10 protein-coding genes are annotated in these 12,363 nt (G+C 73.2%); 2 read left to right on the top strand and 8 right to left on the bottom strand.

Annotation, left to right across the window (positions count from 1 at the left end; genetic code table 11):
- Positions 1-141 precede the first annotated feature (141 nt).
- On the bottom strand, positions 142-1,536 hold the full coding sequence (locus P3G67_RS24490; RefSeq protein WP_276095515.1) for a diaminobutyrate--2-oxoglutarate transaminase: 1,395 nt from the start codon (positions 1,534-1,536) through the stop codon (positions 142-144).
- Positions 1,537-1,888: 352 nt separating this feature from the next.
- Here P3G67_RS24490 and P3G67_RS24485 point away from each other — a divergent pair, with 352 nt between their 5' ends.
- A complete protein-coding gene (locus P3G67_RS24485) occupies positions 1,889-3,025 on the top strand; it encodes a trypsin-like serine peptidase (protein WP_276095405.1) in 1,137 nt (378 codons plus the stop codon).
- A gap of 67 nt (positions 3,026-3,092) precedes the next feature.
- Here P3G67_RS24485 and hflX read toward each other — a convergent pair whose 3' ends face one another.
- From hflX to miaA, 6 genes are all read right to left on the bottom strand, one after another.
- Complete coding sequence (gene hflX / locus P3G67_RS24480; protein ID WP_269856626.1) at positions 3,093-4,598, bottom strand: GTPase HflX; 1,506 nt, start codon at positions 4,596-4,598, stop codon at positions 3,093-3,095.
- Between the two features lie 135 nt (positions 4,599-4,733).
- Positions 4,734-6,179: a M1 family metallopeptidase gene (locus P3G67_RS24475; protein ID WP_276095404.1), complete on the bottom strand. Its 1,446-nt coding sequence runs from the start codon at positions 6,177-6,179 to the stop codon at positions 4,734-4,736.
- 91 nt (positions 6,180-6,270) lie between these two features.
- Positions 6,271-8,397, bottom strand: a complete 2,127-nt coding sequence (locus tag P3G67_RS24470; RefSeq protein WP_269856628.1) for a RelA/SpoT family protein — start codon at positions 8,395-8,397, stop codon at positions 6,271-6,273.
- 163 nt (positions 8,398-8,560) lie between these two features.
- Positions 8,561-9,454, bottom strand: a complete 894-nt coding sequence (dapF, locus tag P3G67_RS24465; protein ID WP_276095403.1) for a diaminopimelate epimerase — start codon at positions 9,452-9,454, stop codon at positions 8,561-8,563.
- Between the two features lie 107 nt (positions 9,455-9,561).
- Positions 9,562-10,053, bottom strand: coding sequence for a hypothetical protein (locus P3G67_RS24460; RefSeq protein ID WP_276095402.1), 492 nt, complete (start codon positions 10,051-10,053; stop codon positions 9,562-9,564).
- Between the two features lie 102 nt (positions 10,054-10,155).
- Positions 10,156-11,103 (bottom strand): tRNA (adenosine(37)-N6)-dimethylallyltransferase MiaA, encoded by a 948-nt coding sequence (miaA, locus tag P3G67_RS24455; protein WP_276095401.1) that lies wholly within the window; start codon positions 11,101-11,103, stop codon positions 10,156-10,158.
- Between the two features lie 121 nt (positions 11,104-11,224).
- Here miaA and P3G67_RS24450 point away from each other — a divergent pair, with 121 nt between their 5' ends.
- Positions 11,225-11,431, top strand: a complete 207-nt coding sequence (locus P3G67_RS24450) for a gliding motility protein (protein WP_269856632.1) — start codon at positions 11,225-11,227, stop codon at positions 11,429-11,431.
- An 86-nt stretch (positions 11,432-11,517) separates the two neighbouring features.
- Here the strand turns inward: P3G67_RS24450 and P3G67_RS24445 are convergent, their stop codons facing one another.
- Complete coding sequence (locus P3G67_RS24445) at positions 11,518-12,231, bottom strand: class III extradiol dioxygenase subunit B-like domain-containing protein (protein WP_269856633.1); 714 nt, start codon at positions 12,229-12,231, stop codon at positions 11,518-11,520.
- Positions 12,232-12,363: the final 132 nt, after the last annotated feature.

The following is a 12,363-nucleotide window of genomic DNA, read 5'->3' as shown; positions in this document are numbered from 1 at the left end:
GGAGGGTTACCCCACCCCGGGCGGGTGCGATGCCCCGGTTTCGGATCACTGGGTGCGCGACCGCCTGCCCTGTGATCCGGGCGCGCGTCTCGCGCTCCGCGTGCTCCCGGCGCGTGTTCGGCACCGCGCACCGGCCGCGATTCATTTCGCGCCGCTCGCCTTCGCCTTGCGGGCCAGCCGGTCGGCGGCGGCGATGGCGTCGGTCAGCCGGTCGAGCACCGCCTCGGTCTGCTCGTCGGTGATGGTCAGCGGTGGCAGCAGCCGCACCACGCTGCCGTGCCGTCCGCCGAGTTCCACGATCAGTCCTCGGCGCAGTGCCTCGGTCCGTACGGCGGTGGCGAGTTGGGGGGCGGCGGGCAGTGCGCCGTACTCGTCTCGGTCGGCGTCGGCGTCGACCAGCTCGACGCCGATCATCAGGCCGCGTCCGCGTACGTCGCCGATGCAGGCGTGGTGGGCGGCGAGGCCGCGCAGCCGGGTGAGCATCCGGGCGCCCACCGTGGCGGCCCGTTCGGCCAGCCGGTTCTCCTGTACGTACCGCAGGGTGGCCATCCCCGCCGCCATGGCGAGCTGGTTCCCGCGAAACGTTCCGGCGTGTGCTCCCGGCTGCCAGGCGTCGAGTTCCGCGCGATAGACGATCACGGCGAGCGGCAGGCTGCCGCCGATGGCCTTGGACAGCACCATGACGTCCGGCACGATCCCGCTGTGTTCCACCGCCCAGAAGGCGCCGGTGCGGCCCACCCCGGTCTGCACCTCGTCGACGATCAGCGGGATGCCGCGTCGCTTGGTGATCTCCCGCATCCGGCGCAGCCAGTTGTCGGGGGCGGGGATCACTCCGCCCTCGCCCTGTACCGCTTCCACGACCATCCCGGCGGGCGGCTGCACGCCTCCCTTGGGGTCGTCCAGCAGGCTGGCCGTCCAGCGCGCCGAGAGCTCGGCGCCCCCGGTCCCGCCGACGCCGAACGGGCAGCGGTAGTCGTACGGGTAGGGCAGCCGGGTCACCCGGGCGTCGGCGTCGCCGACGGTGGCCCGGGCGGCGGTGTCGCCGGTGGCGGCGAGCGCGGCGGAGGTCATCCCGTGGTACGCGCCGGAGAAGGCGAGCAGTCCGCCGCGTCCGGTGGCGGTGCGCACCAGCTTGAGCGCGGCCTCCACCGCGTCGGTACCGGCGGGGCCGCAGAACTGGATCCGCGCGTGGTCGGCGAGTTCCGGCGGCAGGGTCTCCAACAGGGCGGTGGTGAAGGCGTCCTTGATGGGGGTGGCGAGGTCCAGGACGTGCAGCGGCGCACCGGAGTCCAGTACCGAGCGGATCGCCTCCAGCGCCACCGGGTGGTTGTGGCCGAGCGCCAACGTCCCCGCGCCGGCGAGGCAGTCGAGGTAGCGTCGGCCGTCGGCGCCCTCGATGGTCATGCCGCGGGCCCGTACCGGCACGATCGGCAGTGACCGGGCGTAGGTGCGCGCCGCCGACTCGCGTGCCGCCTGCCGCCGCAGGATGCCCTCGGCCTCGCCGCCGCCACCGCCCTCGACTCCGTTGCCGGGCAGCGGAGTTGCGAGCCGCTCGGCGGACTGGGTGGGCGCGGAGGCGAGGGCGGTGGATGGCGTTGCGGCCACGGGACGGGTCCTCCTGGGAGGTTGGCGTTGGGGTGCGCGGAGGGCGTTTCCCTCCCCGTGTCAACGCCCGGGGCGGCGGCTGGCAACGGCCGTTGGGGAGACCTTGACGGTCGGACGGCGCACCACGGCGGGGGCCCCAACCTTCACAGGTGAACCACACACCCCCCGTAAACCGTCCCCATCGGCAGCGGCATGATGGTGCATCGCTCCACGCCGGAGCATGACAAGGACACATCAGCGTCTCGACGTCCTCGGACGTGAGACATCAGGGGGAGAACACCCAATGCCAGCCATCCGCCGGTCCGCCCTCGCCACGGCGGCCGTCACCGCGGTCATCGCGCTGTCGGCCACCGCGTGCGGCCCGAACCAGCCTGACGCCGACGCCAAGCCGAGCGCGTCGGTCGCCCCGGCCGGGCAGTCGACACCGAAGCTGCCCACCCGGGACCTGCAGAAGTGGAAGCAGGGCGACTGGAAGAAGTGGGACCACTGGGCGCACCAGGCGGCCGACTTCATCAACCCGGTCATCAAGAACCTGTGGAAGCCGTCCCGGATGAGCCAGGCGAAGGACAGCCCGAACGAGGTTCCGACCAGCATCGGCCAGGACCGGGGGGTCTCCGACCCGGCGCCCGCGGCGAAGGCCGCGCAGGCAGTGCAGACGCCGTACCACAACAACGCGGCGCCGGTGGGCAAGGTGTTCTTCGACACCCCGCAGGGCTCGTTCGTCTGCTCCGGCACGGTGGTCGACGACCCGGCGCACCCGGGCAAGTCCAACCTGGTGTGGACCGCGGGACACTGTGTGCACGCGGGCGCCAAGGGCGGCTGGTACCGCAACATCGCCTTCGTGCCGTCCTACAACGACCAGGCCCTGCCCGCCTCGCAGGTCAACTCCGCCCCGCAGAGCGAGGTCGCCCCGTACGGCGTGTGGTGGGCGGACTGGGCGCAGACCTCCAGCCAGTGGATCTCCACGGGTTCGGAGACCGGCGGCTACGGCTCCCCGTACGACTTCGCGGTGCTGCACGTGAAGCCGGAGAACGCGGGCGGCAAGTCCCTCCAGGAGACGGTGGGCGCGGCACTGCCGGTGTGGTTCAACGCTCCGGCGGTGAACCAGTTCAGCTCGGTCGGCGCCTGGGGCTACCCGGCGGCCGCACCGTACGACGGCCAGAAGATGTTCGACTGCCTGGGCAAGCCGGGCCGGTTGTCGCTGGACCCGAGCATGCCGACCGAGTACCGGCTGGGCTGCACGATGACCGGCGGTTCCTCGGGCGGCGGCTGGTTCGCCAAGATGCCGGACGGCCAGGTGGCGCTGGTGTCCAACACCTCCATCGGCCCGGCCGACAACACCTGGCTGGCCGGACCGCACCTGGGCCCGGAGGCGCAGGGCGTCTACCAGGCGATCAGCCAGAAGTTCGCCAACCAGTAGGACTCGTCACACGAGTTGAGGCCCGCCGCCCCGGAAGGGGCTGGCGGGCCTCGGTGCCGGTGTGCGCTCAGCGTTGGACCGCGAGGGCGAACGGCTCCAGTTCGGCGGCGAGGTCGTCGTGCACCCGGGCGGTGAGCAGCGTGCCCTCGCCGGTGTGCTCCTCGGCGAGCACCTCGCCGCTGGCGTGCACCCGGGAGACCAGCGCGCCGTGCGTGTACGGCACGAGCGCCTCAACCCGTACGGCGGGCCGGGGCAGTTCGTCGTCGATCAGCCGCAGCAGCTCGTCCATGCCGCGACCGGTGCGGGCGGAGACCGCGATGGAGTGCTTCTCGTTGCGCAGCAGCCGCTGGAGGACCAGCGGGTCCGCCGCGTCCGCCTTGTTGACCACCACGATCTCCGGCACGTCGAGCGCGCCGACGTCGCGGAACACCTCGCGCACCGCGGCGAGCTGCTCCTCGGGGACCGGGTGCGAGCCGTCCACCACGTGCAGGATCAGGTCGGCGTCGGCGACCTCCTCCATGGTGGAGCGGAACGCCTCGACCAGGTGGTGCGGCAGGTGCCGGACGAACCCGACGGTGTCGGCGAGCGTGTAGAGCCGACCGCTGGGCGTCTCGGCCCGTCGCACGGTGGGGTCCAAGGTGGCGAACAGCGCGTTCTCCACCAGGACGCCGGCCCCGGTGAGCCGGTTGAGCAGCGAGGACTTGCCCGCGTTGGTGTAGCCCGCGATGGCCACCGAGGGGACCTGGTGGCGCTTGCGCTCCTTGCGCTTCAGATCGCGGCTGGTCTTCATCTCCGCGATCTCCCGGCGCATCTTCGCCATCTTCTCGCGGATCCGCCGCCGGTCGGTCTCGATCTTGGTCTCACCGGGGCCGCGGGTGGCCATGCCGCCGCCGGACGAGCCGGAGCCACCACCACCCATCTGCCGGGACAGCGACTGGCCCCAGCCGCGCAGCCTGGGCAGCATGTACTGCATCTGGGCCAGGGAGACCTGCGCCTTGCCCTCTCGGGACTTGGCGTGCTGGGCGAAGATGTCGAGGATCAGCGCGGTGCGGTCGACCACCTTGACCTTGACCACGTCTTCCAGGTGGATCAGCTGGCCGGGGCTCAGCTCACCGTCGCAGACCACGGTGTCGGCGCCGGTCTCCACGACGATGTCGCGCAGTTCCTGGGCCTTGCCGGAGCCGATGTAGGTGGCCGGGTCGGGCTTGTCGCGGCGCTGGATCACTCCGTCGAGGACCAGGGCGCCCGCGGTCTCGGCGAGCGCGGCCAGCTCGGCCAGGGAGTTGTCGGCGTCGTCCACCGTGCCGTCGGTCCACACTCCGACCAGCACCACGCGCTCCAGGCGCAGCTGCCGGTACTCGACCTCGGTGATGTCCTCCAGCTCGGTGGACAAGCCCGCGACGCGGCGCAGCGAAGCACGGTCCGAGCGGTCGAACTGCTCGCCGTCCCGCTCCCCGTCGATCTCCTGGCTCCACGCGGTGTCCTCGTCCATCAGGGCGTGGGCCCGACGGTTCTCGGAAAGGCGCTGGCGGTCGGCCTCGTGGGCCGAGGAGGGAGCAGTGGAGTTGGTCATTTGTTCCTTTGCGTCACGGAGATGATGGTTTGCGGCCCGGGCGGCCAGGACCGTCCGTCGTATGTGGTAACGCGGCGCGGGGCCGGAGGATTCCCACGGCGGCCGCCTCGATGGTCGCACGGTACGGCGGCCACGTCACGTGTGTTTCGCCGGGGCCGCCCCCTGCCGCCACTTGGGGTGGCCGGGCATGGGCGGGGTGGTCTTGCCGTAGAGCCAGCCGCGCAGGAAACCGGACAGGTCGCGTCCGGCGACGTGCGAGGCCAGGGTGATGAAGTCGGCGGTGGAGGCGTTGCCGTCGCGGTGCACGGTGACCCAGACACGCTCCAGACGCCGGAACACGGCGTCGCCGATCTCCTGGCGAAGTGCGTACAGGGCCAGGGCGCCGCCGGAGTACACGTTGTCGCGGAAGATCGACAGCTGGTCACGGGCGGGCGGCTTGGGCAGGGCGGGCGGGCCCGCGAGGCGGCGGTTGGCGGCGTCCCGCTGGTAGGCGCTCCTGGCCTGCTGGTCCAGCGACTCCCCGTACCTCTTCTCCGCCCGGTAGCGCCACTCGTACCAGGTGGCGTGGCCCTCGTTGAGCCACAGGTCGGACCAGGCGGCGGGGGTGACGCTGTCACCGAACCACTGGTGGGACAGCTCGTGCACCATCAGCGGCGCGGCCAGGCGCTCGGGGGCGAGCAGGACCCGCCGCTCGAACAGGGACAGGGTCTGGGTCTCCAGCTCGAAGCCGGTCGTGGTGTCGACGTCGAGGATCCCGTACGTCTCGAAGGGGTAGCGGCCGACCTGCGCCTCCATCCAGGTCAGCTGCCCGGGGGTCAGCGCCAGCCGGGCGGCCAGCCGGTCTCGGTCGGCGGCGGCCACCACATCGCGCAGCGGCAGGCCCTCGGGGCCGGTGTGCCGCAGGACGGCGGAGCGCCCGATGGAGACCTGGGCCAGCTCGGTGGCCATCGGGTGCGCGGTGCGGTACGTCCAGGTGGTGCCGGCCGGGGAGACGCGCGGGGCACCCAGCGGCAGTCCGTTGGCGACCACGGTGATGCCGTTCGGCGCGGTGATCCGGAAGGTGAAGCGGGCCTTGTCGGAGGGGTGGTCGTTGCAGGGGAAGACGCGGTGCGCGGACTCCGGCTGGTTGCCCATCGCCAGCCCGTCTCTGGTGCGGATCCAGCCGCCGTCGCCCGGCAGGCCGTGCGGGTCGCTGGTGTGGGTGATGGTGACGGTCATGGCTTCACGGGCGCGGATCTGCCGCCACGGCGTGACCAGCAGTCGCTCCCCCTGTCGGGTGAACCGCGCCGGACGCCCGTCGACCAGCACCGACGACACCCGCGCACCCGTGAAGTCCAGTTGGAAGCCGTCCAGGGCGGTCAGCGCGCGGGCCCGGATCCGGGTGACCGCGTCCAGCGGCCGGCCTAGCCCGTGGTAGTCGAGCGAGATGTCGTAGGCGGTGGCGTCGTAGCTCGGATCGCCGACCGCCGGATAGAGCCGGTCGCCTCGGCCGACCGCCGGTGCGCCGGGCTGCTGGGCGCCGGTCAGGGCGAGGACGGTGGCGGCGGCCACGACCGCCCGGCCGACGGTGGTTGCGAACATGGACCACCGCTTATCAGCGCGGCGGTCGGGTCCGCGGGCGGCGCGGCCGGTTCCGCACCCGATCGGCCCCAGAAGGTCAGCGCGGTTGCCGTCAGCCGCGGGCGGCGGCCATCGGGCGGGCCTGGGTGCGGTAGACGTCGTAGACGCCGGGCACCCGGCGCATCGCCCGCATCAGCGCGGACAGGGCGCCCGGCTCGGGCAGTTCGATGGTGTACGTGTGGCGGACCCGCTGCTCCTGCGGGGGTTCCACGTCGGCGGCGAGGATGCCGACGCCCTCGGCGGAGATCGCCTCGGTGAGGTCGGCCAGCAGGTGGGGGCGGCCCAGCGCCTCGGCGCGGACGGTGACCCGGTATCCGGCGGCGGGCGTCTCGGTGCGCCAGCGCACGGTCTGCGGCGCACGCCCGGCGGCGGTCATCCTGGCCACCGCCGGACACTCGGCGCGGTGCACGGCGACGGTGCCGCCGCGGATGACGAACCCGGTCACCGCGTCCGGCGGCACCGGGGTACAGCAGCGGGCCAGCCGTACCGCCGCGCCCGGCCGGTCGGTGACCGCGACGGGCTCGGCGGCCGGCGCCTCCTCGGCGGTGCGCACCGGGCGGGACGCGCCGCCGCCCTCCTGCGCGGCGGGCTCCTCCTCGGCGCGTTCCTCGGGGTGGGCGGCCAGCCAGCGGCTGATCGCGATCCGCGCGGCGGCGGTGTGCGCGTGGCCCAGCCAGTCCGGGGACGGACCGGAGCCCGCGGCCATCAGCAGGTGCAGGGTGTCGCCGTCGCGCAGCGCGGTGCCGAGCGAGACGAGGCGGCCGTTGACCCGGGCGCCCACGCAGGTGTGCGCCGTCTCGCCGTGCAGCGCGTACGCCGCGTCGATACAGGAGGCCCCGGCGGACAGGCCGATGGTGCCGCCGTCGGCGGAGAAGACGGTGATCTCCCGGTCCTGGGCCAGTTCGTCGCGCAGCGCGGTCCAGAACGTGTCCGGGTCGGAGGCGTCCCGCTGCCACTCCAGCAGCCGGGAGAGCCAGCCGGGCCGGGTGGGGTCGGTGCGCTCGCCGTCGTCCGAACTGTCCGCCGTCGTATAGGGGTTGCCCAGGGCGACCACGCCGGCTTCGGCGACCCGGTGCATCTGCCGGGTGCGGACCAGGACTTCGGTGATCGCGCCGTGCCGGTCGGCGATGGCGGTGTGCAGCGACTGGTAGAGGTTGAACTTCGGGGCCGCGATGAAGTCCTTGAATTCCGCAATCACCGGAGTGAAGCAGGTGTGCAACTCCCCCAGTACGGCGTAGCAGTCGGCGTCCTCGCCGACCAGCACCAGCAGCCGGCCGAACTCGCTGCCGCCGAGCTGCCCGCCGCGTTTGAGCCGCGCCCGGTGTACGGAGAGCACATGCCGGGCGCGGATCCCCACCTCCGCGGTGATCCCGGCGTCCCGCAGCACCGCCCGCACCTCGTCGGCGACCTTCTCCAGCGGTTCCGGCCGGGAGTAGTGGTCCAGCATCAACTCCCTTGCCCTGGCGTAGTCCTCGGGGTGCAGGATGGCGAAGACCATGTCCTCCAGCTCGGTCTTGAGCGCCTGCACGCCCAACCGCTCGGCCAGCGGAATGAGCACGTCCCCGGTGACCTTGGCGATCCTGGCCTGCTTCTCCGGGCGCATCACGCCGAGGGTTCGCATGTTGTGCAGCCGGTCGGCCAGCTTGATGGACATCACACGGACGTCGTTGCCGGTGGCGACCAGCATCTTGCGGAACGTCTCGGGCTCGGCCGCAGCCCCGTAGTCCACCTTCTCCAGCTTGGTGACACCGTCGACGAGGTAGCGCACCTCCGCGCCGAACTGCTCGCCCACCTGATCGAGCGTCACGTCGGTGTCCTCGACGGTGTCGTGCAGCAAGGACGCCGTCAACGTCGTTGTCTCCGCGCCGAGTTCGGCCAGGATCAGGGTGACGGCCAGCGGATGGGTGATGTAGGGCTCACCGCTCTTGCGGAACTGGCCGCGGTGCGAGGCCTCGGCGAGCACGTACGCCCGGCGCAGCGCGTCGAGGTCGGCGCGCGGATGGTGGCCGCGGTGCACCTTGGCGATGTGCTCGATGGCGTCGGGCAGCCGGTCCCGGCCACCGGCCGCACCCAACAGCGCGGCCCGGCCCAGTCTGCGCAGATCCAGGCGGGACAGACCGCGCCTGCGCTCGGTCCCCTGGGATGCGGTCACCGCGTCAACGGCGTTCTTAGCGCTCATCGGGCACCTCCGGCAGCCAACACCGGCGGCGTGCTGGATGCCGCGCCGGTGCTTGATGCTACCGAGCCCGCCACCGGCTGCTGTCGGCCTCTCGCCCAGGGTGATCCGGATCACCCGCCGGACCACCCTTTAGAGGGAACCCGGATACCGACACATTTGCGGTCTAGTCGGCGGTCGCGAGCCAGTGCGGATCGATGACGCCCTCCGCGACGATGACCGCGGGGCCGGTCATCTCCACGGTGCCGTCAGGGTGTTCGGCGATCACCAGCCGTCCGCCGGGGACGTCGACCGTGTAGCGGACGGGGCTGCCGGTGACGGCCGGGTCGACCCCGTCGCGGCGCGCGGCGGCGACCATCACGGCGCAGGCGCCGGTGCCGCAGGAGCGCGTCTCGCCGGAGCCGCGCTCGTGCACCCGCAGGGCCACATGGCGCGGGCCGCGGTCGACCACGAACTCGACGTTGACGCCTGCGGGGTAGGCGTCGGCGGGGCTCACCAGCGGGGCGTCGAACAGCTTCCCGGCGTCGGCGAGGTCCGCGACGAACGCGACGGCGTGCGGGTTGCCCATGTTGACGTTGCGGGCGGGCCAGGAGCGCTCGCCCACGGTGACGGTGATCTCACCGGCGGGCAGCAGCGCACGGCCCATGTCCACGGTGATGTCGCCGGGCGTGCCGTCCGGGCCCGGCTTGGCGAGGTGGACCCGGCGGATCCCGGCGCGGGTGGCGACGGCCAGGTCGCCCGCCTCGGCGAGCCCGGCGCGCTCCAGGTAGCGGGCGAAGACCCGGACACCGTTGCCGCACATCTCGGCGACGCTGCCGTCGCTGTTGCGGTAGTCCATGAACCACTCGGCCTCGTCGGCGAGCGCGGTGGCCTCCGGGTGCGCGGCGCAGCGCACCACGCGCAGCAGGCCGTCGCCGCCGATGCCCGCCCTGCGGTCGCACAGCCGGGCCACGTCCGCGGCGGACAGGTCGAGCCGACCGTCCGGGTCGGGGACGATCACGAAGTCGTTCTCGGTGCCGTGGCCCTTGAGGAAGGACAGCGGCTGCGGTGCGGCGTTCACGTCTTCGATCGTATCCTGCGGCCCTTCACGGGCCGCGGTGCGTCGGGAGCGCCGGTCCGCGGCGCCGGTTGCCCGGCGACGCGGCGAGCCTTTGCGAGGGCCCGGGTTCAGCGCAGGCGGGCCACGCGCCAGACGGCCAGCAGGGCGACCAGGAGGGCGAAGGCGGTGTAACCGGCGACGAAGCGCCAGTCGGGGCGCTGGCCGGAGCCCCGGGCGGGCAGGCCCGGCCAGGTGTAGCCGACCCGGCGGGCGGCCATGATGGCCCAGCCCGCCGAACAGCAGCTGAGCAGCAGGCCGAGCATGGCGACCACCGGTCCCCCGTCGCCGAACTCGAAGGCGAGCGGGAAGGCGAACATCAGCGAACCCACGGTGCCCAGCCCGACGATCGGGACGAGTTGCCAGATGCGCATCCGGCGCGGTGGGCGCAGTTCCCGGAAGGACTGCGCGTCGGATTCCGCTTCCGGGTCCGTCTCGTCCTCGGCGGGGCCGTCGTCGGTCAACGGGAGGGCCGCCAGCTCACTGTCCGGGCGCGGCTGCGGCAGTTCGTCCGCAGGCCGCCGCTGGTCCCGCCCGGGTCGGTCACGAGGGCCGGCCTCCATCGCCACACGCCCTCCCACCTCGTCCGATGTAGCCCGTGCTCGATAATGGCACGGTGTCAGGGCGGTCAACCCCCAGCGGGGCGTCCCGTGGCCATCACGTGATCAGGCTGTGACCGCCCGTTCGAGCAACGCCATTGCCTGGTCGGCGAGTTCCGTTAGCCCACCGCTGATCCAGTGCACCCTCGCGTCACGGCGGAACCACGAGTCCTGACGGCGCGCGAAGCGCTTGGTGGCGCGCACGGTCTCCGCCCGCGCCTCGTCCTCGCCGCACTCACCGGCGAAGTGCGCCAGCACCTGCTGGTAGCCCAGCGCGCGGGAGGCCGTCAGCCCGTCCCGCAGCCCGACGGCCTCCAGCGCCCGCACCTCGTCCAGCAGTCCGGCCTGCCACATCCGGTCCACCCGCAGGGTGATCCGCTCGTCGAGCACCGGGCGCGGTACGTCCACACCGATCTGGACGGTGTCGTAGACCGACCGCTGGGCGTCCGGGCCGGGCAGGTTGGCGGTGAACGGGCGGCCGGTGATCTCCACGACCTCCAGCGCGCGCACGATGCGGCGCCCGTTGCTGGGCAGGATCGACCGCGCCGCCTCGGGGTCCACGGCGGCCAGCCGGGCGTGCAGCGGACCGGTGCCGCGCTCCTGCAACTCCCGCTCCAGCCGGGCCCGCACCTCGGGGTCGGTGCCGGGGAACTCCAGGACGTCGATCGCGGCCCGTACGTACAGGCCGGAGCCGCCGACCAGGATCGGGGTGCGCCCGGCCGCCAGCAGCCGGTCGATCTCGGCGCGCGCCAGCCGCTGGTACTCGGCGACGCTGGCCGCCACCGTCACGTCCCAGATGTCGAGCAGATGGTGCGGGACACCACCGCGCTCGCTCTCGGTGAGCTTGGCGGTGCCGATGTCCATCCCGCGGTAGAGCTGCATGGAGTCGGCGTTGACGACCTCGCCGCCGAGGGACTGTGCGAGCCGGACGCCCAGGTCGGACTTTCCGGCGGCGGTGGGGCCGACGACGGCGATCACCCGGGGGGTGCGGGGGGATGGGACAACGTTGTTCACCTCCCCAGTCTCCCAAATTTCGGGCACCGCCCTCGATCGAGTTACGTGACTGGTCACGTGTGCGGTCGTTGCCCGAGCGGACGCGGTTTTTCCCCCGCACGAGCAAGGTCTGGAGTAACTAATGGGTGTTTTCGATTGGCTTCGGCGTGGTTCGTCCACCAAGGCGGCGACCGAGGCGGCGCCGGCCGAGAGCGCCAGCACAGCACCGGAGGAGACACCGGAGGAGTCGGCCAAGTCCGCGGAGTCCGCCGACCAGGTCGGCATCCCCAAGCAGCAGTCCGCCGACAAGGCGGCCGACAGCGAGACCGGCGAAGGCGCCCGCAACTGAGCCCCGTGCCCCGGGCCTGACGGCCCGCCAACCCGACGGGCCGCGCAGCCAAGCGCTGCGCGGCCCGTCGCGTACCGCGCCCGCCCTCAGGACCAGGCGGCCACGAAGTACCCGACGCCGTACGGCGCTTCGTCGTACAGCAGCTCGCCGCGCAGTCGCGCGCCCTCGGCCGCGCCCGCGAGCACCTGCCAGGGCGCCCGCCCGGCGGCCAGCAGCTCGGCGGCGAGCTTGGCGTCCAGGGCGGCGAGCGCGGTGGTGTCGGCGCGCGCCAGCGCGGCGGCCACCGAGGCGTCGAACGGCTCGGCCCGCTCGTCGAAGTAGCCGGGACCCTTCGGGCTGCGCCGCGCGCTGCCGTCCGCGGCCACCAGCATCGCCACCCGCTGCGCGGACGCCGCCAGTTCCCGGCCCAGCTCGGCGCACGACTCCGGGGCCAGCGGCTCACCGACCCCGAGGCCCTCGACGGGCGCCGCGGTCCACTCGGTGCGGGTCAGCAGCCAGGCCGCCACCGCGAGCGACGGGGGCAGCAGCCGTCCGGGCGCCTCGCCCTGCCGCTCCCCGAGCGTGACGTCCAGGTGGACGCCGAACGACCGGAACGAGCCGGTGGCACCCTGCGGATGCGGTCCCCGCCCGGACTGCTCGGCGGGCCCGAGCACCATCAGGCGGTCGGGCCTGGCGGCGGCCAGCACCCCGACGGCGTCCGCACAGGCGGCCCGCAGCCCGTCCAGCTCGGGCGCGGCACCCACCGCGACCTCAGGCACCAGCAACGGCGGGCAGGGCACTACGGCGGCGGCGACCAGCATGTCCGGCACCTTACCGGGCGGTGATCGCCCGGGCGGTCAGAGCAGGACGTCGCGGCCCGGCCATGAGGGCCGTTCGGGCACCGGGCCGTCGTGCGGCCCGAGCGGCGACGACCGCCGCCTCTTCCACCCGCC

The sequence above is a fragment of the Streptomyces silvisoli genome (assembly GCF_029269905.1).
Classification (GTDB): Bacteria; Actinomycetota; Actinomycetes; order Streptomycetales; family Streptomycetaceae; genus Streptantibioticus_A; species Streptantibioticus_A silvisoli_A.
Note: the sequence above shows the minus strand (reverse complement) of the source record. Positions and strands in the feature narration are given on the sequence as shown.

Coding starts and splice junctions, on each gene's coding strand:
- P3G67_RS24445 (WP_269856633.1), bottom strand. CDS start 12,231: ATGCTGGTCGCCGCCGCCGTAGTGCCCTGCCCGCCGTTGCTGGTGCCT.
- hflX (WP_269856626.1), bottom strand. CDS start 4,598: ATGACCAACTCCACTGCTCCCTCCTCGGCCCACGAGGCCGACCGCCAG.
- P3G67_RS24460 (WP_276095402.1), bottom strand. CDS start 10,053: ATGGAGGCCGGCCCTCGTGACCGACCCGGGCGGGACCAGCGGCGGCCT.
- P3G67_RS24470 (WP_269856628.1), bottom strand. CDS start 8,397: ATGAGCGCTAAGAACGCCGTTGACGCGGTGACCGCATCCCAGGGGACC.
- P3G67_RS24485 (WP_276095405.1), top strand. CDS start 1,889: ATGCCAGCCATCCGCCGGTCCGCCCTCGCCACGGCGGCCGTCACCGCG.
- P3G67_RS24450 (WP_269856632.1), top strand. CDS start 11,225: ATGGGTGTTTTCGATTGGCTTCGGCGTGGTTCGTCCACCAAGGCGGCG.
- P3G67_RS24475 (WP_276095404.1), bottom strand. CDS start 6,179: ATGTTCGCAACCACCGTCGGCCGGGCGGTCGTGGCCGCCGCCACCGTC.